General features: G+C 49.8%; 24 protein-coding genes. 22 read left to right on the plus strand and 2 right to left on the minus strand.

The window, feature by feature from the left end:
• Positions 1-186 precede the first annotated feature (186 nt).
• The 10 genes from BMX58_RS09525 (at position 187) to BMX58_RS09570 (ending at position 8,860) form a co-directional block, all read left to right on the plus strand.
• Positions 187-1,065: a branched-chain amino acid ABC transporter permease gene (locus tag BMX58_RS09525; protein ID WP_068620968.1), complete on the plus strand. Its 879-nt coding sequence runs from the start codon at positions 187-189 to the stop codon at positions 1,063-1,065.
• A 9-nt stretch (positions 1,066-1,074) separates the two neighbouring features.
• On the plus strand, positions 1,075-2,061 hold the full coding sequence (locus BMX58_RS09530) for a branched-chain amino acid ABC transporter permease (protein WP_068621261.1): 987 nt from the start codon (positions 1,075-1,077) through the stop codon (positions 2,059-2,061).
• Positions 2,061-2,834, plus strand: coding sequence for an ABC transporter ATP-binding protein (locus tag BMX58_RS09535; RefSeq protein WP_068620970.1), 774 nt, complete (start codon positions 2,061-2,063; stop codon positions 2,832-2,834). The genes BMX58_RS09530 and BMX58_RS09535 overlap by 1 nt, the downstream gene beginning before the upstream one ends.
• A 37-nt stretch (positions 2,835-2,871) precedes the next feature.
• On the plus strand, positions 2,872-3,540 hold the full coding sequence (locus BMX58_RS09540) for an ABC transporter ATP-binding protein (protein WP_068621263.1): 669 nt from the start codon (positions 2,872-2,874) through the stop codon (positions 3,538-3,540).
• A 4-nt stretch (positions 3,541-3,544) separates the two neighbouring features.
• On the plus strand, positions 3,545-4,198 hold the full coding sequence (locus BMX58_RS09545; protein WP_068620972.1) for a CBS domain-containing protein: 654 nt from the start codon (positions 3,545-3,547) through the stop codon (positions 4,196-4,198).
• A gap of 425 nt (positions 4,199-4,623) precedes the next feature.
• Positions 4,624-5,160, plus strand: coding sequence for a hypothetical protein (locus tag BMX58_RS09550; protein ID WP_068620974.1), 537 nt, complete (start codon positions 4,624-4,626; stop codon positions 5,158-5,160).
• Positions 5,161-5,305: 145 nt separating this feature from the next.
• Positions 5,306-6,157 carry a M15 family metallopeptidase gene (locus BMX58_RS09555; RefSeq protein ID WP_084253743.1) on the plus strand — a complete coding sequence of 284 codons (852 nt, stop codon included), beginning with the start codon at positions 5,306-5,308 and terminating at the stop codon, positions 6,155-6,157.
• A gap of 38 nt (positions 6,158-6,195) precedes the next feature.
• A complete protein-coding gene (locus BMX58_RS09560; protein WP_068620976.1) occupies positions 6,196-6,816 on the plus strand; it encodes a glycoside hydrolase family 73 protein in 621 nt (206 codons plus the stop codon).
• A 211-nt stretch (positions 6,817-7,027) separates the two neighbouring features.
• A complete protein-coding gene (purK, locus tag BMX58_RS09565; protein WP_068620978.1) occupies positions 7,028-8,158 on the plus strand; it encodes a 5-(carboxyamino)imidazole ribonucleotide synthase in 1,131 nt (376 codons plus the stop codon).
• 45 nt (positions 8,159-8,203) lie between these two features.
• Positions 8,204-8,860, plus strand: coding sequence for a GntR family transcriptional regulator (locus BMX58_RS09570; RefSeq protein ID WP_068620980.1), 657 nt, complete (start codon positions 8,204-8,206; stop codon positions 8,858-8,860).
• Positions 8,861-8,961: 101 nt separating this feature from the next.
• Here BMX58_RS09570 and BMX58_RS09575 read toward each other — a convergent pair whose 3' ends face one another.
• A complete protein-coding gene (locus BMX58_RS09575; RefSeq protein WP_068620982.1) occupies positions 8,962-9,192 on the minus strand; it encodes a hypothetical protein in 231 nt (76 codons plus the stop codon).
• Between the two features lie 330 nt (positions 9,193-9,522).
• Here BMX58_RS09575 and pcrA point away from each other — a divergent pair, with 330 nt between their 5' ends.
• The 8 genes from pcrA (at position 9,523) to BMX58_RS09615 (ending at position 20,635) form a co-directional block, all read left to right on the plus strand.
• Entirely contained in the window at positions 9,523-11,811 is a 2,289-nt protein-coding gene (gene pcrA, locus BMX58_RS09580; RefSeq protein ID WP_068620985.1) for a DNA helicase PcrA, read from the plus strand.
• A gap of 19 nt (positions 11,812-11,830) precedes the next feature.
• A complete protein-coding gene (ligA, locus tag BMX58_RS09585; RefSeq protein WP_068620987.1) occupies positions 11,831-13,861 on the plus strand; it encodes an NAD-dependent DNA ligase LigA in 2,031 nt (676 codons plus the stop codon).
• The gene (locus BMX58_RS09590; protein ID WP_084253744.1) at positions 13,854-14,987 is read left to right on the plus strand and encodes a CamS family sex pheromone protein; all 1,134 of its coding nucleotides are present in this window, start codon (positions 13,854-13,856) and stop codon (positions 14,985-14,987) included. Before ligA ends, BMX58_RS09590 begins: the two co-directional genes overlap by 8 nt.
• A 170-nt stretch (positions 14,988-15,157) precedes the next feature.
• Complete coding sequence (gene gatC / locus BMX58_RS09595; RefSeq protein ID WP_068620989.1) at positions 15,158-15,463, plus strand: Asp-tRNA(Asn)/Glu-tRNA(Gln) amidotransferase subunit GatC; 306 nt, start codon at positions 15,158-15,160, stop codon at positions 15,461-15,463.
• Positions 15,460-16,914 (plus strand): Asp-tRNA(Asn)/Glu-tRNA(Gln) amidotransferase subunit GatA, encoded by a 1,455-nt coding sequence (gatA, locus tag BMX58_RS09600; protein ID WP_068620991.1) that lies wholly within the window; start codon positions 15,460-15,462, stop codon positions 16,912-16,914. Before gatC ends, gatA begins: the two co-directional genes overlap by 4 nt.
• A gap of 12 nt (positions 16,915-16,926) precedes the next feature.
• Positions 16,927-18,357, plus strand: a complete 1,431-nt coding sequence (gene gatB / locus BMX58_RS09605) for an Asp-tRNA(Asn)/Glu-tRNA(Gln) amidotransferase subunit GatB (RefSeq protein WP_068620993.1) — start codon at positions 16,927-16,929, stop codon at positions 18,355-18,357.
• Positions 18,358-18,758: 401 nt separating this feature from the next.
• Complete coding sequence (locus BMX58_RS09610) at positions 18,759-19,790, plus strand: diacylglycerol kinase (protein WP_068620995.1); 1,032 nt, start codon at positions 18,759-18,761, stop codon at positions 19,788-19,790.
• 434 nt (positions 19,791-20,224) lie between these two features.
• Positions 20,225-20,635 (plus strand): DUF6568 family protein, encoded by a 411-nt coding sequence (locus BMX58_RS09615; RefSeq protein ID WP_068620997.1) that lies wholly within the window; start codon positions 20,225-20,227, stop codon positions 20,633-20,635.
• 79 nt (positions 20,636-20,714) lie between these two features.
• Here the strand turns inward: BMX58_RS09615 and BMX58_RS09620 are convergent, their stop codons facing one another.
• Positions 20,715-21,113 (minus strand): VOC family protein, encoded by a 399-nt coding sequence (locus tag BMX58_RS09620; RefSeq protein WP_068620999.1) that lies wholly within the window; start codon positions 21,111-21,113, stop codon positions 20,715-20,717.
• 220 nt (positions 21,114-21,333) lie between these two features.
• On the opposite strand from BMX58_RS09620, the gene rlmD reads away from it, so the two are divergent.
• The 4 genes from rlmD to BMX58_RS09640 all read left to right on the plus strand — a co-directional run bounded on the left by rlmD (position 21,334) and on the right by BMX58_RS09640 (position 24,999).
• Positions 21,334-22,716, plus strand: a complete 1,383-nt coding sequence (rlmD, locus tag BMX58_RS09625; RefSeq protein WP_068621001.1) for a 23S rRNA (uracil(1939)-C(5))-methyltransferase RlmD — start codon at positions 21,334-21,336, stop codon at positions 22,714-22,716.
• Positions 22,717-22,983: 267 nt separating this feature from the next.
• Positions 22,984-23,742 carry an SAM-dependent methyltransferase gene (locus BMX58_RS09630; protein ID WP_068621003.1) on the plus strand — a complete coding sequence of 253 codons (759 nt, stop codon included), beginning with the start codon at positions 22,984-22,986 and terminating at the stop codon, positions 23,740-23,742.
• On the plus strand, positions 23,727-24,464 hold the full coding sequence (locus BMX58_RS09635) for a DUF3784 domain-containing protein (RefSeq protein WP_068621006.1): 738 nt from the start codon (positions 23,727-23,729) through the stop codon (positions 24,462-24,464). The genes BMX58_RS09630 and BMX58_RS09635 overlap by 16 nt, the downstream gene beginning before the upstream one ends.
• Positions 24,465-24,537: 73 nt before the next feature.
• Positions 24,538-24,999 carry a DUF3788 family protein gene (locus BMX58_RS09640; RefSeq protein ID WP_068621008.1) on the plus strand — a complete coding sequence of 154 codons (462 nt, stop codon included), beginning with the start codon at positions 24,538-24,540 and terminating at the stop codon, positions 24,997-24,999.
• The last annotated feature ends 39 nt before the right edge of the window (positions 25,000-25,038 follow it).

Consider the following 25,038-nt stretch of genomic DNA (forward strand, 5'->3'; position numbering starts at 1 on the left):
TGAAACCTGAATAGACCGTTTGATTCTAAAGTAACACAATGAGGTGCTGGCAGAATTTGCTTAGCACCTCTCTTTATGTTGAAAAAAGAAACCCTCGTCGTGCGTGAATAATAGTAAACTATAACCGAACAATACAGTATAATGAAAGAAAGACTTCTGCGCAGCAGGAGAAAAGAGAGGTGTAAAATGGAAAATTTAGTTCAACAGATGATAAACGGGATATCGTTGGGAAGCATCTACGCTTTGATCGCGCTAGGGTACACCATGGTATACGGTGTCATCAAATTGATTAACTTTGCCCACGGGGATATTTATATGGTGGGCGCGTACCTTGGATATGCTTTGATCCAAAACGTTGGTCTCGGCCTTTTCCCATCCATCCTAATTTCGATGATTTTTTGTGCCATTTTAGGGGTGGTCATTGAAAAGATCGCCTACAAACCATTGCGCGGCGCCACCAGGGTAGCTACGCTGATCACAGCCATCGGGGTGTCCTATTTGTTGCAAAATGTCATGATCTATCTTATGGGACCTGAAGTGAAGGCCTTTCCGACGGCATTGAAGGTCCAAAACTGGACATTCGGCGGTGTGACGATCAACTCGCAGCAGATCCTGATTTTCCTGACGACGGTCATCCTGATGATTGCTCTGCAGGTCATCGTGAAATACACGAAGATGGGGAAGGCCATGCGTGCGGTCAGCACCGATCCTGAAGCGGCACAATTGATGGGGATCAACGTGGATAACGTCATCTCCTTCACGTTCGTGTTGGGCTCTTCTTTGGCAGGAGCGGCAGGCGTATTGGTCGGGATCTATTACAACTCGATTTCGCCATTGATGGGTGTGACACCGGGTCTGAAAGCTTTCGTTGCGGCCGTATTCGGCGGCATCGGCATCATTCCCGGGGCCATGGTCGGCGGTTACGTCATCGGGGTCATCGAGACGCTGGTCAGCGCCTATGGCGGATCGATGTTCAAAGATGCCGTCGTATATCTGATCCTGATCATCATCCTGATCGTAAAACCTTCCGGAATCTTCGGGAAAAATACAAAAGAGAAAGTGTAGGTGATAAAAATGAAACAATTCAATAAAACAAATCTAGGTTGGCTCATTCTTATCGCTGTGATGGCTGTCGTCTTGTTCGTCGGCGTCAGCACGAATGTCATTTCTCCGTTCTATCAGATCACTTTAGTGACCATCATGATCAACATCATCCTGGCGATCGGACTGAATCTGGTCATCGGCTTTTCCGGCCAGTTCTCCCTGGGGCATGCCGGTTTTATGGCGATCGGTGCATACAGCGGTGCCATCATCGGCGATAGGATCGAAGGCTTGGCCGGCTTCTTCGTCGGCTTGTTTGTGGGCATGATCATTTCGATCGTCGTGGCTTTGATCGTCGGTATCCCGACGCTCCGTCTGAAAGGCGACTACTTGGCGATCGCTACTTTGGGTGTTGCGGAAATCATCCGTATCCTGATCCTGAACATGGGCGAATTGACGAACGGCGCCCGCGGAATCAGCGGCATTTCATTCCCGTTCGAGTCGAACACCAGCTTCATCATGGTTTTGTTCCTGATTTTGATCGTGACGACCATCATCACTGTCAACTACATCAACAGCAGTCCAGGTCGTGCGACCATCGCCATCCGTGAAGATGAGATCGCGGCCGAATCGATGGGGGTAAATGCGACGACTTACAAAGTCATCGCCTTCATGATCGGTGCGGCAACAGCCAGCATCGCAGGCTCCATGTACGGCACTTATTTCAGCGTCATCAATCCGAGTGATTTCACTTTCCAAAAGTCGATCGACGTGCTGATCATCGTCGTGTTCGGCGGCATCGGCAGCGTAACCGGAACCGTCGTTGCGGCGGTTGTGCTGGGTGTCCTGAATACGTACCTGCAATCGTTCGGTGAATTGCGGATGATTTTCTACGCTCTGGCCATCATCGCCATCATGGTGTTCCGTCCAGGCGGTTTGTTGGGCAACCGTGAATTCACGATGTCCGGTTTGTTGAATCGTCTTGCGAAAAAAGATTCTGTCAAGAAGGAGGTCCAGTAATGAGCCTATTGGAAGTAAAAGAGTTGACCAAAAACTTCGGCGGTTTGGCCGCGGTTTCCAATGTCGATTTCACGATCGAAGAAAATGAATTGGTCGGTCTGATCGGCCCCAATGGTGCTGGCAAAACGACTTTCTTCAACCTGCTGACGGGCGTTTACGTTCCGACGGCAGGCACGATCGAATTGGAAATCGACAACAAAAAAGTGCTGCTGAACGGCAAGGCGCCGTATAAAATTACGGACCTCGGTTTGGCGCGTACTTTCCAGAACATCCGTCTCTTCAAGGAATTGACGGTCATCGACAATGTGCTGATCGCGATGCACAGCACCATGGGTGAGAATACTTTCCACAGTTTGCTGCGCACGCCGACTTACTACCGCAAGGAAGCGGAAATGCGCGAGAAGGCTCTGGAACTGTTGGCCATTTTCGAATTGGAAAAGAAATTTGATGTTTTGGCGAAAAATCTTCCTTACGGCGAGCAACGCCGCTTGGAAATCGTCCGTGCCCTGGCGACGAATCCGAAAATCCTCTTCCTGGATGAACCTGCAGCCGGCATGAACCCGCAAGAGACGGCGGAATTGACCGCTTTGATCCGCAAAATCCAAAAAGACTTCAAGATCACTGTCGTTCTGATCGAGCATGATATGTCCTTGGTCATGAATGTTTGCGAAAGAATCTATGTATTGGAATACGGCCGTCTGCTTGCCAAAGGAACGCCGGAAGAAATCCAAAAAAATCCAGCCGTAATCAAGGCTTATCTGGGAGGCGACTAACGTGCTGAAAGTAAAAAATCTATCCGTGCACTATGGCATGATCCAGGCCATCAAAGACATCAGCTTTGAAGTGAACGAAGGCGAAATCGTAACTTTGATCGGGGCCAACGGTGCTGGAAAATCCACCATTCTGCGGACGATTTCCGGATTGGTAAAACCGTCCTCGGGTGAAATCGAATATCTGGGAAACCCGATCCATAATGTGGCGACCAGAAAAATCGTTGAACAAGGGATCGCCCAAGTACCGGAAGGCCGCCATGTCTTCAAAGGCTTGACGGTCCAGGAAAACCTTGATCTGGGAAGCTTCACCCGCAAAGATAAGCAGAATCTTGCCGGCGATCTGGAGGCGGTATTCGAACGTTTCCCGATTCTGCGCGAAAGAAAAAATCAGGATGCAGCCACTTTGTCCGGCGGGGAGCAACAGATGTTGGCGATGGGACGCGCTTTGATGACAAAGCCGAAGCTGTTGCTTTTGGATGAGCCTTCGATGGGTCTAGCGCCTATTTTCATCAAGGAGATTTTCCATATCATCCAAGATATCCAGAAGCAAGGTACGACAATCCTTTTGATCGAGCAGAACGCCAACGTTGCGCTGCAGATCGCGAATCGAGGCTATGTATTGGAGACGGGAAATATCGTGTTGACCGGAACCGGGGAAGAATTATTAGCAAGTGACGAAGTTCAAAAAGCTTACTTAGGAGGCTAAAAAAATGGATGTACAAAGCTATATGTCAACGGATTTAGTAACGATTCAACCTTCAACAAAAATCATCGAAGCCTTGGATTTGATGAAGAAACACAATATCCATCGTCTGCCGGTCGTTCAGGGCGAGACCATCGTAGGCCTGATCACGGAAGGCATCATCGAGCGCAACACGCCTTCAACAATGACCAGCCTGGATATGCATGAAGTCAATTATCTGTTGAACAAAACGACAGTGGCCGATATCATGGAAAAACGCGTCGTGACGATCAATAAAGAAGCTTTGTTGGAGGAAGCAGCCGTGACGATGCGCGAGAATGGCATCAGCGTCTTGCCGGTAGTAGAACCAGGCAACCGCCTCATCGGCATCATCACCGAAAAGGACATCTTTTCCGCCTTCATCGATGTGCTGGGCTACTACACACCGGGCGTCCGTGTTGTCGTCAATATCCATGAAGACAAGAAAGGCGTGCTTGAAGACCTGACGGATATCTTCTCCGATGAGAACATCAATATCCAGCAAATCGCGACTTACCGCAAGATGGGCTACGTCCAAGTCGTCGTCCAGTTGGAAAGCAAAGACATCGACGGCATTCGTGCCCGACTGGAAGAGCACGGCTACGAGATCGGCTCCATCATCTACAAACCAGAAAGAGCATAGGATACGATGAATCCCGCTCTAGAAATCGAGCACTAAGAGGAAATCCCCACCGCGACCTGGTTTTGGTCGCGGCGGGGATTTTTGGGATTCAGAGTTCGACTAATAGTGTGTGATGAATCCCGCCCCGCGACCCAAAAGCTTAAAAATGAATCAACCGAGGGGCTGTCTCAATGAGACAGTCCCGTTTTTGTCGTTCTCCGGTGAGCGCTGCCTCAACGGAGGTAAGTCCGATTGTTGCCGCTATTCTCCGGTCGGCAGACCGTTCACCGGAGCTGAGGCCGGGCAATTCGCGCTTCTCCGGCCAACGGGTTCATTACGAAGAAGCGCTGTCTCATTTCAAGGCAACCTCGATTTTTTTAGCAAATGATTTCTTTTATCACGTAATAAGTGTATAATAAGAACATGAAAGATTGGAGGTTACACAGATGAATAATGCACTTATAACAATTGTCTTGTATACGATCAAAGAGCAATACGTCAGTGAAAAAGCTTTTTATGCCAATCAACTAGGGATCTCGCCACAGAGCTGGGATCGCTGGAAAAAAGGAGAGCATGGTTTAAAACCCGAGAACATGCAGATCATTTCCAAGCTGTTCACCGATTATGAATGGATGCTTGTCCAGAAGGTCTGCCGCAATGCCGAGATACTTCCTGAAGTAGCCGAAAATCCGGTGAGGGAATATCAATTCCTCAAGTACCAAGTCGCCAAAAAATGGATCGCGACCGAATTGGCCGATTTCAAATGGTACACCACCGAAGAGACTGTCCATGATTCCGAAACCCATAAACCGGCGATCACGACTTTACGGCTTGAGTGCAACTATGATTTCTGGAGCTACAAAGACATCATCGATCTGCGCCTGCCGAGCATCATCCGCCACCAGATCGATTCGAAAAAAATCAATCTGCTGGAATGGATCAATGAAAACACACCCGATACGATCGAAAAAATCATCGAATAACAAGATACAGAATGGGAAGCCGAGATGAAACTATCTTGGCTTTTCGCGCGTTTCAGACAGAAGGCTTACTTTTTAGGTGTGGATTACTCTCGGGATATGCTAAAATGGGCATAGCAAAAAATTAGATACCAAAAGAGGTCAGAAGATGGAAACGAAAAAAAAATGCTCCAAAAATCCTAGGAAGTACGCACAGAAGTTGCGTTTTCTCGCGGGACTCTTGTTGGCTATGCTCGTTTTCACAGGCTGCACAACCGGGGACGATGAAGCCTTAAGCAAGCAAGAGCATGCGATGACGAGCGACTCTTCCGAAGCCTCGCAAACTTCTTCAGAGGATACTCAAACAGAAGTCGCGTCCAAAGTGATTGTCACACCGGCCGCTTCCTCAACCGATTGGAATCTGGTTCTGGTGAACAGAGAAAATCTGCTCGCTGCAGAAATCGTAATGGAGTTCTATTTGACCGAAAGCGGCTATCCGGTCGACAGCAGAATAAGGGATCCGTACTTGGCCTTGTTGGAAGCCGGAAAAGCGGCGGGAATGGATTTCACGATGATTTCAGGTTACCGCTCCATCGAGCAGCAACAAGCAAATTATGACGTCAACTATCAGAATTATTTGGCAGCGGGATTATCCGAAGAAGAAGCCCGCGCAAAAACCGAAGAATACATCGCTCTGCCCAATGCCAGCGAACACACGACCGGACTGGCTGTGGATATCACGTCGACGGCTCTAGCCAACCAAGCAGGAAGCTCTGGTTTGTTCCCGGATTTGGAGAACTATCCGGAAGGGCTGTGGCTGAAAGAAAATGCACCCAAATTCGGATTCATTCTGCGCTATCCGAAAGCGAAAGAAGCTATCACCGGCATCAATTTTGAACCGTGGCATTTCCGTTATGTAGGCGTGGAAAACGCTCTTTACATGACCGAAAACAATCTGACGTTGGAAGAATACGTAGCAATCCTGAAGCAAAATGAAGCGCTCGGTGCCGGCGGACAGTAAGCCGGCAGAGCACCGAAACACAACCTACGGAGGAACTTATGGCACGAAAGGGAAAGCGGACCCGCAAACAATCGCAATCGGCATCCTCTCAGGCCGTCAAAATTTTATTTTTTTTGTTGATCAGTTTTATGGGCAGTCTGTCGTTGATCGGTGATTTTTCTCCGATTGTGCCTGAAATTCCGGAGCACGGCAACAACCAAGGGTCCGATTTCATCGCCACCGTCGCGCCGGCTGCACAGCAGATGCAAGCCAATTACGGAGTCCATGCCAGCATCAGCATCGCTCAAGCGATCCTCGAATCGGATTGGGGAGAGAGCGAGCTCTCTGCGGTCTACAACAATTTGTACGGCATGAAGGGCGACAATCCGGCCAATACGGTCCTTCTGACGACCAACGAATACTACAACGGCCAGTGGGTCACCATCCAAGCGAACTTCAAGGTCTACGGCAGTTGGGCCGAGTCGGTTCAGGATCATGCCTTGCTTTTCGTCAATGGCACGACCTGGAACCCGGACCAGTATGCCCCTGTCCTTCAGGCGACAACCTATCAGGAAGCAGCCCAAGCCCTCCAGGATTGCGGGTATGCGACCGATCCGGACTATGCCTCCAAATTGATAGCGGTCATCGAACAGAATGGATTGTACGAATATGATTTCTGAAAAATGTGAGCAGAAATGCGCGGACAGACTGGGTCCTTTCGAGGGGCAGCCTGTCCGCGCATTTTTTGATCCGCCCGCCTGATTTTTGACGGAAATTTGACAAAAGAGCAGTTTTTGCATGGCGACATTCGTCGAATATAGTGATAAAATGATTTGGTAAAGACTTTTTTAGCGAATTCTAATGAATAATCCAAGAGAGTAGTGTGATTGCATGCCAAATCAAATTTTACCCGGGAAAACAATCGGGATTATCGGCGGAGGACACGTCGCCCGTATGATAGCTTTGGAAGCCAAAAAATTGGGCTACCAAATAGGCATCTTGGACACCGATCCGGACTGTCCGGCTGGGCAAATAGCTGATTGGCAGATAACCAAGAAATATACGGACTTCGACGCGCTGACGGATCTCGCAGCAAAATCGGATGTCCTGACTTTTGAATCCGAAGCCGTGGATACGATGCTGCTGACACAGATAAATCCTTATATCGCCATACCGCAGGATCCGGACAGTCTCTCCATCACCCAAGACCGGTTGATTGAGAAAGCCTTTCTGGAATCCTTGAATATAAATGTAACGCCTTACGCGACGATAACAGCCGTGGAAGATATGGAAGAAGCGGTCAAAAGCATTGGATTTCCGTGTGTGCTGAAGCCGATCCGCGTCGAGGCGGCTGCGCCTGTGCAGCATCTTTTGTACAGTGAAGATGACTTTGGAAGGGCGGCTGCCTTGCTCAAAAAAGGGACCTGCATTTTGGAGGCTTGGATCCCATTCGAAATGGAGTTGGCCATAACCGTCGCTCAGGATATGAATAAGGTGTTCACATCATTCCCTGTCACGGAGACGATCTACCGAGAGCAAAAACTGGTGAAGACGATCACGCCTGCGCGCGTAGGCGGAAATATCCAAAAAGAGTTGGAGCATATCGGCAAGCTGGCTGCCAAGGCCATGAATCTGGTCGGTCTTTTGACGATCGAAACATTCATGACTTCGTCAGGAACGCTGTATGTGAACCGCTTGGTCGTCAGACCCCACCATTCCTGCAACTATTCGTTGGATGGCTGCAGTATCTCGCAATATGAAGCCTTGGTCCGCTGCATCTGCGGATTGCCCGTTCCGGAAATCCAACTTTATGATACAAGCGTGACTTTCAACATCATGGAAGAAAAGCTTGATGAAGCATGGATCCTTTTGCTGACCAAACCGGACTGGCATTTCCATTTTTACGGAAAAAAAGAACACCGCGCGAAACGGAAGATGGGGCACGTCACATTATTGGGCGATAGCCCGGATATCCTCATTAAGGAACTGGAAGAAAACGGGTTGTTAGAATCAAAGGCGTAGCGGCTGCCAACGTGCGCTCTCTGAGGTGAAGGAAGGGCTTGGATCATGGAGGACAGATTATTTAATAAAGCTTATGATTACATAAAAGACAAGATCGACAGCGATTGCTGGCAGCCGGGAACCAAAATGACCGAACAGCTCATTTCGGAAGCTTTGTTCATGAGCCGGACGCCGATCCGCAAGGCGCTGCTTTTGCTGGAAGAAGAAGGATTGGTGAAATCCATCCCCTACAAAGGCTATCTAGTGGCCGAGAAGAAGATTTCCAATGCGGGCTTGCTGGAACGACTGGAACTGATCGGCGGGCTCATCATGAACTACCTGCAATACCTGAAGCAAAACGATATCGCCTTGGACCATCAGGCTTTTGAGGAGATACTCGAAAAACAAGAGGAGTACTTGGATTACCGGGATGCGACAGGATACTTCAAGAACGAATACAGAATCTTTGAGACGTTCATCGCCCGAAGCGAGAACCAATTCCTGAAGAAAGTGATCTTGACGACTGCCCATGACATCCACAGTTCCTATTCCGACAACAGCGATCTGATGGATGAAGAGCGTTACCAAAGTGAAGCGCAGTTGCTCGGCATATATAAAGAAATAGCTGTCTGCATGCGCAACAAGGATTACGAAAAAATGGGCGAGTACATCCTTTTCTTCTTCGAAACGCTGAAGGACTCAAACGATATCCTGGCCCAGTAGGCCGACAAAAAAACAGAAATTCCTGCTTCCGGATCATGAGGTGATCCGGAAACAGGAATTTTTTAGTGGCTTGAAGAATCATTCAGGGGGCGGCAGGCAGATCAGTTCCGTCTTGGCGCACGGGGAGAGGCGACGCCCTCATTGGTGGCGACAGGTGTGCCGGAGACTTTGTTGTTCTCAGGATCCGAAACAAGCAAATGTTGCTCCCGGGAATCGCGGAGACCTTGTGCGACCTCCCTGGAAAGAGTTTGCGAATAAGGAATTTGGAATGCCCAAATCATTAAGATGATAAACAAACTTACCAGATAAAACACTAACCCTTTTTTTGTCATGAAATCCACCCCTTAGGCTAATATCAAACAGGTTACTATCGGTATGCTGACTACTGTCTTCATTGTAACCCCTGCCATCCGGAAAAGGAAGTTTTTTTGCCATCCATGAGCAAAAAGCTGGCCCCAGGAGAGGATAAGAACCGCAGAGGCAGCATGGCGAACAAGGGTTAAAAACTATGTAAAATATCAGGGGATTCATTGATAGCCAGGCTCTAAAATGATAGACTAAACCATGATGCAAATCAGAATCGACAAGGCTGAAAGATTGCCTTGATCCCATAAAAACAGAACAAACCCATACACTCCGAAACGAAGGCAACAATAGAAAGGATGGCAATTGTGCAACAAAAACACGACCTCATAAAAGGAATGAACCCAAGGCAAGCGGAAGCCGTTTTGGCGACGGAAGGGCCGCTATTGATCATGGCGGGTGCAGGCAGCGGCAAAACACGCGTACTGACCCATCGCATGGCCTATCTCTTGGAAGAGAAATCAGTAAATCCTTGGAACATCTTAGCCATCACCTTTACGAATAAAGCGGCCAAAGAAATGAAAGAACGGGTCATCCGCTTGGTGGGTACGGTCGGCAACGACATGTGGGTATCCACTTTCCACTCCATGTGCGTGCGGATCCTCAGAAGAGAGAGCGAACAGATCGGTTATGCCCGCTCGTTCACCATCTGCGACCAGAGCGAAACCGAAACATTGATGAAACGCATCATCCGCGAAAAAAATCTGGATTCCAAAAAATTCGATCACCGCATGATCCTGGGAAGGATCAGCCAAGCCAAAAATGAACTGCAGACGCCGAAGGAATTCAGCGAATTCGCCGGTGGATACATCGACAACATCGTCTACGAATGCTACAAGGATTACCAAAAGGCGCTCGAAAACAGCCAATCGATGGACTTCGACGACCTGATCCTGCTGACGGTCAAACTCTTCAAGGAGCATCCCGAAACGCTGTCCTACTATCAAAATAAATTCCATTACATTCATGTTGACGAGTACCAGGATACCAACTATGCCCAATATCAGTTGGTGCAGCTGTTGGCCAGCAAATTCAAAAACATCTGCGTAGTCGGCGATGCGGACCAAAGTATCTACGGTTGGCGCGGTGCCGACATGGAAAATATCCTGAACTTCGAAAAGGATTATCCGGACGCAAAAGTGGTGTTGCTGGAACAAAACTACCGCTCCACCAAAAAAATACTGCGTGCAGCCAATGACGTGATCCAAAACAACGTCAACCGGAAAGAAAAAGAACTGTGGACAGACAATCCGGAAGGCGATAACATCGTCTACTTCCGCGGCCAGTCCGAACACGACGAAGCGCGCTATGTCATCACGAAGATGCTCAAGGAAGTCCGCGAAAACAAAAGGCAATATGGCGATTTCGCCGTACTCTACCGGACGAACGCACAATCGCGTGTCATCGAAGAAAACCTCCTGAAGTCGAACATCCCTTACAAGATGGTCGGCGGGCGCAAGTTCTACGACCGCAAAGAAATCAAGGACCTGTTGGCTTATCTGCGCCTGATCGTGAATCCGGCCGACGACTTGAGCTTCGGGCGGATCGTGAACGTGCCCAAACGCGGAATCGGCGATGCCAGCGTCGAAAAACTGCGCGAATTCGCCGATATGCACAACCTGACTCTGCTGCAGGCAGCCCATGATGTGGCGCTCTCCAGTGTGTCCGGAAAAGCCGCGAAGGAATTGAAGAAATTCGCGACCACCATGGATAATCTGCAGAAAATGCAGGAATTCCTGCCGATCACGGAACTGGTGCAGGAAATGCTTTCCCAGACGACTTATCTGGAAGCGCTGGAAATGGAAAAGACGCTGGAGTCGGAAGCGCGCATCGAAAACATCAACGAATTCCTTTCAGTGACGCAGGAATTCGACAAAACGAATGCCGATAACCTGGATCTGACTTCCTTCCTGACCGATCTGGCCTTGGTTTCCGATCTGGATCAGATCGAGGAAGAACCGCAGAGTGAAGTGACGCTGATGACGATGCATGCGGCCAAAGGATTGGAATTCCCGATCGTCTTCATCATCGGGATGGAGGACGGCATCTTCCCGTCGTCCCGTGCCTTCATGGATGAGGACCAGATGGAGGAAGAGCGCCGCTTGGCCTATGTCGGCATCACGCGGGCGGAACAAAAACTGTTCCTGACGAATGCCTATTCGCGTACCCTTTATGGACGGTCGATGTCGAATCCGGCATCCCGTTTCCTGGATGAGTTGGACGGATCCGTTCTGGACCGGGAAGACAGTTCCGGATCCACAAGTACGCCAAGTTCATTTTCATCAAGGCCGGCAAGTTCAGGCAACCGCTGGAAAACCGCAAGCGATACGCGTCAAGAAAAAGCCTTCAGCCAGCCTTTTTCGGCCGGAGCACGCGAAAAAACGACGCAATCCGTCCAACAAACCGGAAACAGCGGCGCGGACAGACTGGGATGGGCTGTCGGAGACAAAGCCAGCCACAAAAAATGGGGCGTCGGCGTTGTCGTTCAAACAAGCGGAGAGGGCGACGGCTTGACATTGGATATCGCCTTCAAGAACATCGGCATCAAACGTTTGTTGGCATCCTTTGCTCCGATCGAAAAAGCCTAAAAAGAGGAGGAAAGCATCCATGGCGAAAGAAAGTTTGACCGAAGTCCAAGAGCGCATCGAGACGTTGAAGACGCTCCTTAACCGCTATAGTTACGAGTATTATGTGCTGGACAAGCCAAGCATTTCAGATAAAGAATACGATCAGCATTACCACGAACTGGAGAAATTGGAAAAAGCCCATCCGGAACTGATCAGCTCCGATTCACCGACGCAACGCATCGGCGACACGATCCTGCCCGGTTTCACGAAGGTCCAGCACGATTCACCGATGCTGAGCTTGGGAAATGCCTTCAGTCAGGAAGACCTGCTGCAGTTCCATCAGCGGATCAGCAAGCTGACCAATCGGCCCTTGCAGTACATCTGCGAGCTGAAGATCGACGGTTTGGCCGTGTCATTGAAATACGAAGACGGTTTGTTCATCCGAGGAGCGACGCGCGGGGACGGGAACACCGGTGAAGACATCACGCAGAACTTGCGGACGGTCAAAGCCATCCCGTTGCGCCTGAATGAACCGTTGACTTTCGAAGTCCGCGGGGAATGCTACATGCCGAAAGCTTCATTCGTCCAATTGAATGCGGACCGTGATGAAAAAGGCCTGGAAATTTTTGCGAATCCGCGCAACGCAGCTGCCGGCAGTCTGCGCCAACTGGATTCCAGCATCGCAGCCAGCCGCAACCTGAATATCTATCTTTACAGCGCCACCAATTTCGAGCAATTGGCTGTGGAGACGCAGGATGCGCTGCTGCAAAAATTGGCACAAATCGGTTTGCGGACCAATCCGGAACGCAGACTCTTCGATTCTATCGAAGAAGTCTGGGCCTTCACGGAAGAGATCGCAGCGAAAAGAAAAGACCTGCCTTACGAAATCGACGGCATCGTCATTAAAGTCAATGATTTCGTTGCCCAGGAAGAAATCGGCTATACGGTAAAAGCGCCGCGCTGGGCAATCGCCTATAAATTCAAGGCGGAAGAGGCCGAAACGATCGTGCGTGACATCGAATGGACAGTCGGCCGCACCGGCGTCGTGACCCCGACCGCCGTGATGGATCCGGTGTTCTTGGCCGGTTCCACAGTACAGCGCGCCAGCCTGCATAACGTCGACCTTGTCCGCGAGAAGGATGTGCGCATCGGCGACACGGTGGTGATCCACAAGGCGGGTGACATCATCCCGGAAATCCAGTATGTCCTCGTCGACCGCAGAGATCCGGAAAGTGAACCCTATGCCATTCCCGAGACGTGTCCTGCCTGCGCTAGCCACTTGGTGCATCTGGAGGATGAAGTGGCTCTGCGCTGCCTCAATCCGAAATGCCCGGCCCAAATAAAGGAAGGACTGTCCCACTTCGTTTCGCGCAATGCCATGAACATCAGCGGCCTGGGCGTTCGCGTCGTCAGCCAAATGTTCGAAAAAGGGCTCGTCAAGGACGTTGCCGACCTGTACAAACTGACGGAAGAAGATTTGTATCAATTGGATAAGATCAAAGAGAAATCCGCCCACAACATTGTGAAGGCCATTGATCAGAGCCGCGGCAACTCATTCGAACGCCTGCTGTTCGGTTTGGGTATCCGTCATGTCGGAGCGAAGGCGGCAGCCAGCCTGGCAGCGGAATTCGAAACCATCGACCGGCTGATGCTGGCGACAAAAGACGAAATCATGGCTGTGGAAGGAATGGGCGACATCATCGCGGACAGCGTCGTGGCTTATTTCCAATTGCCTGAAGTGCAGGACCTGATCGAAGAATTCCGGGCGAACGGCGTGAATCTGACTTACCTCGGCAAGAAAAAAGCTGATGTAGCCGCTGTCGATTCCGTTTGGAACGGCAAAACGGTCGTGCTGACCGGAAAGCTGACGCACTATACCCGATCGGAAGCAACGGAAATGATCGAAGCGCTCGGCGGAAAAGTGACCGGCAGTGTCTCCAAAAAGACCGACTGGATCGTCGCTGGGGAAGAAGCAGGCAGCAAATTGGAAAAAGCCCAATCTTTGGGCATCCCTGTCTGGACTGAAGAAGACATGGTGAAAAACTTGGAAAGAAGTGACAGCAGTGAATAAAGCGAAAAGCGTTATCTTGATGACTGTCTCCGGAGCAGCCATGTTTCTGTTGGCCGGTTGCGGACAGCTATCAGAGACGCAAACGACGGAGAACACAACCAAGACCGGTCCTGAGAAAGTGACGGTCCAAACGACCCAGAATCAGTTGTCGACCGATTATTACCCAGCCTTGATCGTCGACGGCAAGTACCAGTTCAGCCAGAACCGCGGTGTCAGCCTCTCGCTCAACTCAACAGCCAACATCAAAGACTTTGAAGCGGATCTGTTGGACGTAGCCAAAAATGTTTTTCCGACGGACCAATACTTCTTTCAGGAAGGCCAAGTCATCGATTACGATACGACAAGGTTGTGGTTGGGACGCTACAGCGACGCCAATCCGGACGGTTTGAACCCGACCGACAACGGCAGCACCGATGCAGCCACCAGAGAACCGATTTATCTGGAGCAGATCCTGGAGCAGGACTATATGATCCAGAATGAAAATGGCTTCGAGCTGGCCGGGATGGCTATCGGATTGGCGATGAATTCGGTCGACTATTACAAAGTGAACGATGTGCCGATGGAACAAGCCATTTCCCGCGACAAACTGGAAGAACAGGCAAAAAACTATGCAAATACGATCATTACCCGCTTGCGCCAGACCGAGGGCTTGGAAAGTATTCCGATCGTCATCGGCGTTTATGAACAATCGGCGCAGGACAGCCCGGTCGGCGGTGTTTATCTGTTCGAAGGCGTCTCCACGGAAGGGAATGCGGTCGGGGAATGGATCGCCCGCAATGAAAGTAAGGTTGTCTTCCCGTTGCAAAGCGGAGCGCAGACGGAAGAATCTTCCAATTTCGACAACTTCAAGAATGAAGTGCAGGATTTCTTCCCGAATCTGAACGGTATCGTCGGCGAGGGCAAATACATCGACGGGCAGTTGATGTCGCTCGAAATCGACATCACGACGCAGTTCTACGGGGAAACGGAAATCATCGCCTTCACCCAGCACGTAACGGATGCTGCAGGCCGATTCCTGCCTCAGAATATACCGGTTGAGATCACGATCGAATCGATCAACGGCATTGAATCATTCTTGACGAGAGAAACCAACAGCCAGGGATTCAGCTACCATATCTTCGATTAGGTCACAGTGTTTCCTTAATCAGGGCTGAGTGAAGCCATTCAGCTTTCAATGGTTTTCAGAAAGTGCGGGAAACGCGAGAAAACTCCCGCAAAGCGATGATTTTTGTGATAGAATAAAAAAGTATGTAAAAAAACGAAGCCTACACAACACGACAGAAAGAAGGGTATTACATGGCAATCACCGAAGAGCAAGTGCGTCACGTAGCAAAGCTGGCCAAGCTGGAATTCGCTCCTCACGAAATCAAACATTTTACCGAACAGTTGGGTGACATCATCGACATGGTGGAACAATTGGAAGCAGTCGATACAACGGATGTACCTGTGACTTCCCATGGCTATGCATTGAAGAACGTCATGCGCGAAGATGTAGCGGAACCGGGGACGGATCGCGATCTGTTATTCAAAAACGTCAAAACAGCAGAAGACGGCATGATCCAAGTGCCGGCAATCCTAGATAACGAGGTGGAAGGCGCATGAGTATTTTCAATGAAACGCTGACGAGCCTGCATGAAGGCCTAGTCAACAAAGAATTTTCTTCTGTGGAATTGACCCAAGCAGCCTTCAAACGCATCGCCGAAACAGACGGAAAAGTCGAAGCTTTCTTGGCTTTGAACGAAGAAGGCGCCCTGAAGCAAGCGCAAGCTGCGGATGAAAAAGGCTATGCGGACGGCAATGTCCTGAACGGGATTCCTTTGGGGATCAAAGACAACATCGTTACCGAAGGCGTGACAACCACTGCGGCAAGCCACATGCTGGGCGACTTCATGCCGATCTATGATGCGACGGTCGTCACCAAATTGAAGGAAGCCGGTGCAGTCAACGTCGGCAAACTGAACATGGACGAATTTGCCATGGGCGGAAGTACGGAAAATTCCTACTACAAAAAGACCAAAAATGCTTGGGACCTGACTAAAGTTCCTGGCGGTTCATCCGGCGGTTCCGCTGCAGCGGTTGCCAGCGGCGAAGTGGTCGCTTCCTTGGGTTCCGACACCGGCGGAAGTATCCGTCAACCAGCAGCCTTCAACGGCATCGTCGGCATGAAACCGACATACGGACGCGTATCCCGTTACGGCTTGATCGCTTTTGCATCCAGTCTTGACCAAATCGGTCCGATGACGCGCAACGTAACCGATAATGCCTTGTTGTTGGAAGCCATCAGCGGCTACGATAAACGTGACTCAACCAGCATGAATCTCGAAGTGCCGAAATTCAGCGCGAACCTGAACGGAAAAGTGGCAGGCATGAAGATCGCTTTGCCGAAGGAATATTTCCAGGAAGGTGTATCCGCTGAAATCCAGGCAGCTGTCAGAAAAGCGGCCGCCCAATTCGAAGAAATGGGCGCAATCGTGGAAGAAGTCAGCATGCCGACTTTGGCTTACGGAATCCCTGCTTACTACATCATCGCTTCTTCGGAAGCTTCATCCAACCTGCAGCGTTTTGACGGTGTCCGCTACGGCTACCGCGCAGACAATGTGAACTCATTGGATGAATTGTACATCAAGAGCCGTTCCGAAGGTTTCGGAATGGAAGTGAAACGCCGCATCATGCTGGGAACTTTCTCGCTGAGTGCCGGTTTCTACGATGCCTACTTCAAAAAAGCAGGCCAAGTCCGTACTCTGATCAAACGCGACTTCGCGAACATCTTCGCCGGCTATGATCTGATCCTGGGACCGACTACTACCACAACTGCTTTCGGTATCGGCGAAAAGAACGATGATCCGTTGGCGATGTACATGGACGACCTGTTGACTGTTACGATCAACTTGGCGGGTGTACCGGCCATTTCTGTACCGGGAGGGTTGTCTTCCGACGGCATGCCGATCGGGATCCAATTGATCGGGAACTACTTCGAAGAAGCGAAGATTTACCAAGCCGCTTATGCATTCGAGCAAGCGAATGACTATATCAACCAACACCCAAACCTGTAGGAGGAAGACATTATGAATTATGAAACAGTCATCGGACTGGAAGTCCATGTGGAATTGAAAACTGAATCAAAAATGTTCTCCCCATCTCCAGCACACTTTGGGGCGGAGCCGAACACAAATACAAACGTCATCGACTGGGGCTACCCAGGCGTCTTGCCTGTCATCAACAAAGGCGCTGTCGAATTCTGCATGAAAGCCGCATTGGCTCTGAACTGCGAAATCTCGACGGAAACGCACTTCGACCGCAAAAACTACTTCTACCCGGACAATCCGAAAGCGTACCAAATTTCGCAATTGGACAACCCGATCGGCCACGACGGCTGGGTCGAGATCGAAGTCGAAGGCGTCAAGAAAAAGATCCGCATTGAGCGCGTCCATCTTGAAGAGGATGCCGGCAAGAACATGCACGGATCCGATGGCTACTCCTATGTCGACTTGAACCGCCAAGGCACGCCGTTGATCGAAATCGTATCGGAAGCGGATATGCGCTCCCCTGAAGAGGCCTATGCCTACCTGGATGCCGTACGTCAAATCATCATGTACACCGACGTGTCCGATGTGAAGATGGAAGAGGGTTCGATGCGTTGCGATGCCAACATTTCGATCCGTCCCTTCGGCCAAGAAAAATTCGGTACGAAGACAGAACTGAAGAACCTGAACTCCTTCAACTTCGTCCGCAGAGGTTTGGCTCATGAAGAAAAACGCCAAGCGCAAGTATTGAACGCTGGCGGCGTCATCCAGCAAGAAACACGCCGTTTCGATGAAACGACCGGCGAAACAATCCTGATGCGCGTCAAGGAAGGCGAAAGTGACTACCGTTACTTCCCGGAACCAGATCTGCCAGGTTTGACCATCTCCCAGGAATGGATCGACCGCGTGAAAGCTTCCATTCCGGAAATGCCTGCAAAACGCCGCGAAAGATACATTTCGGAATACGATCTGCCTGAATACGATGCAATGGTCTTGACCTTGTCCAAAGATATGTCAGACTTCTTCGAAGGCGCAATCGCTGCCGGCGCGGATGCCAAATTGGCTTCCAACTGGTTGATGGGCGAAGTGTCCGCTTACCTGAACAGTGAGAAAGTGGAATTGGCCGCTACCAAACTGACGCCAGCGAATTTGGCCGGCATGATCAAACTGATCGAAGACGGCACCATCAGCACGAAGATCGCCAAGAAAGTCTTCCGCCTGTTGGCGACAAAAGGCGGCGACGCCAAATCCGTTGTCGAAGCAGAAGGCCTGATCCAAATGAGCGATCCAGCCCAACTTTTGCCGATCATCAATGCCGTTTTGGACAACAGCCAACAATCCGTCGACGACTTCAAAGCCGGCAAAGACCGCGCCAAAGGCTTCCTCGTAGGCCAAATCATGAAACAAACCAAAGGCCAAGCCAACCCAGGCCTGGTAAACCAACTACTAGCACAAGAGTTAGAAAAAAGATAGGATGTGATGATTCGCGTTTAGATACCCGGACGTTGGAGCACCCAGCGAAGTGAACCGCTTTTGTTCACTACGCTGGGTGTGAAACGGGAGCGGTATCTGCGAATCAGAACTCAACTAAGATAGAGCGTGATGAATCCCGCTCTAGGAATCGAGCACTAAGAGGAGATTACTGGGATTCAAAACGCATTTGCGTATTGCGAGATCAAAAAAAACAACTTCCTTCCGGAGGTTGTTTTTTTAATAGATTCACTCCAAAAAAATGCCAATAAAGCTATCTTTTTCCAAATCAACAATTAGTATTATTCTGATTTTGGTGCTATAATCATTAATTGAGTGGTTTGCCAAGCAAAGATGAATTGTGAGCTAATATAACAGATGAGCCTAGAAAGATGAGGAAAAGAATGAGAGCGAGAGTAATTTATAATCCTACTTCCGGAAGAGAAATGCTGAAAAAAAGCATGATTGATATTCTCCAAATTTTGGAAGAAGCAGGCTATGAGGCCAGTGCCTATGCCACGACTCCTGAACCCCTATCCGCAACCAAAGAAGCGGAACGCGCCGCTTTGGCCGGTTTCGATCTGATCGTTGCAGCAGGCGGGGACGGCACCGTAAACGAGGTCATCAACGGTATTGCCGGACTGGAACACAGACCGACAGTCGGCATCATACCTGCCGGTACCACAAATGACTATGCCCGCGCTTTGAAGATTCCACGCTCAAACTTGTTGGATGCGGCCCGTGTGATTGCGGCCGGCAATGCCATTCCTATGGATATCGGTCAATCGAATGATACTTATTTCATTAACATCGCAGCGGGCGGTTATCTGACGGATCTGACCTACGACGTTCCCGCAAAGCTGAAAACCATTTTTGGCTACCTCGCTTATCTGGTGAAGGGCGCCGAAAAGATTCCGCAGCTGAAACCGATGCATATGCGCATCGAGTATGAAGATGGGGTCTACGACGGTATGGCTTCCATGTTCTTTGTGGCCTTGACCAATTCGGTCGGCGGCTTCGAGACGATCGATCCGAACATCGTTTTGGGGGACGGCAAGTTTACCTTGTTTGTCGTAAAGACAGCGAACATCTTCGAAATCCTGCAACTGTTGGCCCAAGTGCTGAACGGCGGCAGGCATCTAGAAAATTCCAATGTCCTTTATACACATACCAGCTTTGTGAAAGCGGAATCCATGGATGGTTCACGCCTGATGATCAACTTGGACGGTGAGTACGGCGGCGATGCCCCGACCCTGTTCACGAACCATCAGCAACACATCAAAATCATCGGCAACACCTCCGATTTCGCTGATCCGATCGAAGAAGCGGATGAAGGCGTGCTTGAAGGTGCCGGCACAGGCTTCATGAAGGAAGTCGAAACCTTGCACCCGGATGAAGTGAACGATAAACGTTTGCCTTACGACGGCAAGGACTAAGAAAAAGCGGAACGGGTTCGTTCAGCCCTGAAAGAAATTTAGGAAATCTGTCCGCAACGTTCCCTACGGTCACCTTATACTGGGGCTCTAAGGGATGAATCCCAAAGAGCCCCATGCAACTGAGCATCGAAGAGCGCAATATGCTGAGAGACTTCCTGCGTCAGCAGGTTAGTCGAACAGTATCCTTGGCTCGCAGAGACAAGGGGTTCCTTTATAAATAATTTCCGAAGGGCTAACCCGTGGAGCTAGCCAACACTTTGGGATGCATGGCACATTTTGTTAATCTGTGATGCAAATTTTATTCTGAAAATTTTTTATCGATTCCTATATGTTTAAATAAGAATGCCCGGCCTCTCGGAGTTGTGACGAGAGCTGCCGGGCATTTTTTGCTATACTGGAAGAAAGCCATTCAAACGCAAAAGGGGACCTGCCATATGCCGAAAAAACAGAAAAGATTTTTGTCCGCATTATTATTGGGTGTGCTGCTGATGCTGTTTGCAGCCTGCGCAAAGGAGGCGGATTCCCCGATCATGGCGATAGGCGATGCAGCGCAATACGAAGAAGTGGTGGCGCAGGATGTGGCCTACCTGTATTTCGGCTTCGATGACTGCCCCTACTGCAAGAAATTCCGGCCGATCCTGGAGGGGGAATTGGCGGAAACAGGGCAGACCGCCTACTACTACAACACGAAAAAACGCGCCAATGACGCCAACTATGATGAAGTGCTGGATACCTTCGGCGTCGCGTTCGTGCCCGTCTTGATCAAACTGGAGGACGGCAAAGCGGTCGGATCAGTCAATCTGGACACCGTCGCCGACCTGCCGGTGTTGCTGGCGGAGGAATAGCGAGCGTGGCGGCTCGAGCTTGTCCGATAACCATAAAGAATGGGCTGCCTCCAAAATCGGGGGCAGCCCATTCGCATGTTCATTTCCACACCAATTGCCAAGTGACACCGAATTGATCGGTAACCCAAGCCACCGCGCGCAGCTCACCTACCGCTTCCGGCCCCATCATCACAACCCCGTCCACGGACAAGGAATCAAAGTAGTTGTCGAAGCTGGCTTCATCCTCGCAGTCCACGTAGAGCGAAACGGCCCACGTCATGTCCGGCAAAAAGTCCTCCTCCATGTCCATCGCCATGAAATCCTGCCCGTTCAAAACAAACTGTTCATTGACCACACGGCCGCCTTCCCCGTGTTCATCCTCATCGACTTTTGTGAGGGAGGTCACACTGGAATTCGGAAAAATGGAAACATAAAAGTGCATCGCTTCTTCTGCAGTCCCCGCAAACGTCAAAAAGGGAACAATCCGATGTCCGCTCATTTTGTCATCCTCGCTTTCTTCCTATACCCTTCAGAAACCCGTTTATACACCCTTATTATACTGAATAGCGGCGAAACTTCCTATCGATAAGACCGCATGCCCGCCGGAGTCATTATGAGAATTGGCTTATTTTTCCCAAACAGACGGGCTTGCTGTATCAGGTACCCGTCTTTTTTGGTATAATGGACGCGAATGAAAAATTAGGAACTGAGGAGTAACTATGAAAAAACAATATTCGGCAGCACCGGTAATCAAAAATGAGAAGATGACTGTCACGTTTGAGGACTTAACGTCAGAAGGATTGGGTGTCGCAAAGGTCGAAGGTTATCCCTTGTTTGTGGCGGATGGACTGCCGGGCGAACGGGCCAACATCAAGGTGACCAAAGTCGGCAAATCTTTCGGCTTCGCCCGCATCGAGGAAAGGCTGACAAGCTCTCCTGACCGCATCCCGACCCGCGACATCAAAGGCACACGCGTTGGTACGATGCCCCTGCAGAATCTGCGTTATTCCGCGCAATTGGCTTTCAAACAGAACAACGTCGAACAAGTGATGAAGCGCATCGCCAAAATGCCGGAAGTAGAAGTCAAACCGACAATCGGCATGGAAAATCCATGGGGATACCGCAACAAAGCTCAGATCCCTGTACGCCAAAAAGACGGCAAATTGGTCACCGGCTTCTTCCGCACGAACACACATGAATTGATCCCGATGGAAAACTTCCAGATTCAGGATCCGAAAATCGATGAAGCGATCGTAAAAGTCCGCAACATCCTGCAGGAATTCAACGTGAAAGCCTACGACGAGAAGAAGCACACCGGAAACATCCGCCACATCATGATCCGCCGCGGTTATTACACAGGCGAAATGATGGTCGTCCTGGTGACGCGCACGGCAAAACTGTTCCCGCAAAGCAAAATCATCCCGGCTATCTTGGAAGCTCTGCCGGAAGTGGTCAGCATCGTCCAAAACGTGAACCCGAAACAAAACAACGTCATCCTGGGTGACGAAACGATCGTCCTGCACGGCGCAGACGTCTACCACGACAAATTGATGGGCCATACCTTCGCCATCTCTTCCCGCTCATTCTATCAAGTGAACCCGGTCCAAACCGAAAAGCTTTATAAATTAGCGATCGAAGCTGCACAATTGACCGGCGAAGAAACCGTCATCGATGCTTATTGCGGAATCGGAACAATTTCCCTGTCGTTGGCCGAAAAAGCCAAACACGTTTACGCGATGGAAGTCGTTCCGGATGCCGTGAAAATGGCTGAATTGAATGCCGCAACAAACAACATCGATAACATCACCTTCGAAGTCGGCGCTGCCGAAGAAGTGATGCCAAAATGGGCTGCTGAAGGCGTCAAAGCGGATGTCCTGGTTGTCGATCCGCCACGCAAAGGCTTGGAACCGGCCTTCATCGAAGCCGCGTTGGAAATCGCTCCTGAGCGCATCGTCTACGTCAGCTGCAACCCGGCCACAATGGCACGCGACCTGAAATTGTTCCACGAAGGCGGCTATAGCGTAGGCAGCATCCAACCAGTGGACCTGTTCCCACAAACATTGCATGTAGAATCAGTTGTGGCGTTGACACGCAACAAATAAATAACAAAAAAACAGCAAGCCGCAAGGACCGTCAGAAATGGCAGGCCTTGCGTTTTTTGTGCGCCAAAAATGGGGTCGCGCTTAGTGGCGGCCGTCCAAAGGGGCTATAATGGTAGTGAGGGAAGGACCCGAGCCCTAGGCCGCTATGAAGAATTCCACTGTAGTGTGTTCTCAGCAGCAACTTGAAAATCGAACGCTGTTTTTTTCAGGCTATTGATAATAGATGGGTTACATCAACTTCATGAAGAGGATGAGGAGGATAACGGAATGAAAAAATATCCGCGAACAGAAAAATACGCTAGCGATTGTGTCAGTGCAAATTGGATGGGCCCCAATCCTTTATGGCTGCTGGAGGAATTGTGCGAACACATGGAGTTGAAGCCGGGCATGAAGGTTCTTGACATGGGTTGCGGAAAGGGCCTCACTTCAGTGTTTTTGGCGAAGGAATTTGGCGTGACGGTATTTGCCAACGATTTGTGGATCAGCGCGACAGAGAACCTCAAACGCTTTGAGGAAGCCGGCGTAGCCGATCTGGTGTTTCCCATCCATGCGGAAGCACATGCCCTGCCTTATGCCGAGGGATTCTTCGACGCTGCCATAGCAATAGACAGCTACCACTATTATGGCGCGGATGAAGCTTATTTTCCCTGCACGTACGCAAAGTTAGTGAAGCCAGGTGGCCAATTTGGCATTGTGGTTCCGGGTTTGACGCACGAATTTGAGAAAGGCTATCCCGATACGCTTAAAGAGCATTGGGAGGGGGAAATGTTCAGCTTCCACAGCAAGGGTTGGTGGCGGCATCTTTGGGAAAAGACCGGCATCGTTGAAATCACAGCCTGTTACGATATGGAAGGACCTAAAGAAATATGGCGACCGTGGGCAAAATGGGCAAAAGCCAATCTCGGTTTCAATGATGTGGAATTTTTGGATTCCGACACTAATGATGACATTGCGCTGATTGTCATGAGCGCTACCAAACAACAAAATCGATTAATTTCAGGAAGTTCACCATGTGGTTCAATATAATATTGGGCATTTTCTTCATCGGCATAGGGTTGGCGGTTCATGTTTTTAAATGGTACTTTTTGATTTCGGGCTATAACACTATGCCCAAAGAGAAAAAGGCCAACGTCGATACCGCAGGGCTCGGACGTCTGATGGGGATATATGCCTATATTAATGGTGGCGTTTTTATTTTTATGGGTGTGCTGCAGGCTTTGGGATTCAAACCCGTTCAGACGCCAGCTTTTGTATTTTTCATTATTTCCACAGTTTATTTATTGGTCAAGGCTCAAAAATATGACGGGAATATCTTTGATCAGGACGGAAAAATCCGGAAAGGGGCAGGAAAGCAATTAGCTGTGCCTGCAGCCATCACCGTTGTCACATTCATCTTTGTTGCTGTTCTGCTGTTTTTTTCATCCCGCTCAACCGAGGTCAGTGTTTTTGAAGAAGGCATAGAAATCCATGGCATGTATGGCGAAGTCTACACTTGGGAAACCATCGAGTCTGTAGAGCTGAAGGAAGAATTACCCACTATTGAAATGCGCACCAATGGTTCAGCTCTGGGTTCAAATTTGAAGGGGCATTTCAGAACAAGAGAATTGGGTTCAGTGAAGCTATTCGTTGATGCCCAAGAGCCTCCTTTCATTTATCTGGAAACTGATGGCGGAATCACGATCTTTAATCTGGAGAATGCAGATGAAACCAAAGGGATTTTCGAAGAAATTCTAAGTCGTAGAGATTAAAAGGCGGTTAGTGTTTAGTGCAAAAAGTGCAGGGTTTTGCAGAAAAAATCAAAATGGCGGAGGATTTTGTCTTATGAAACCAACCAAACAACAATTGCTCAGAAATCCCGACATAAAGCCCACAAGCGACGTTATTGCGGAAGCGCTTGGCGAAGCGAACAACGCCTACGTTAAGTTCATCGGCGAACTTGCGAACCACGAAATTCAAATGGAATGGCGTTACTACAGCGACGGGAAAGCCTGGCTTGCGAAAGGACTCCATAAGTGGATCGGTGTTCGTGGCGGCAAAAATGAAGTAACCGTTTTTTGGCTATCGATTTGGGACGGTTTTTTCAAGGTAACCATCTATGTCCCGGAAAAAGATCGTGCGGATGCATTTAGACTGCCGCTTGCTGATGAAGTCAAGCGATTGCTGGCGGATTCGGAACAAACGGGTGGGAAATTGAAGTATTTCCCAGTTGTTTTCGAAGTGCGTTCGGAGGAAATGCAGGCAGCAGTTTATACCCTTGCCGATTTCAAAATAAGCATAAAGTAAAACGGAATCAGGCGAAGAAACAGGAAACCCAAATGCAGT

Source organism: Trichococcus ilyis (assembly GCF_900109135.1).
GTDB lineage: Bacteria > Bacillota > Bacilli > Lactobacillales > Aerococcaceae > Trichococcus > Trichococcus ilyis.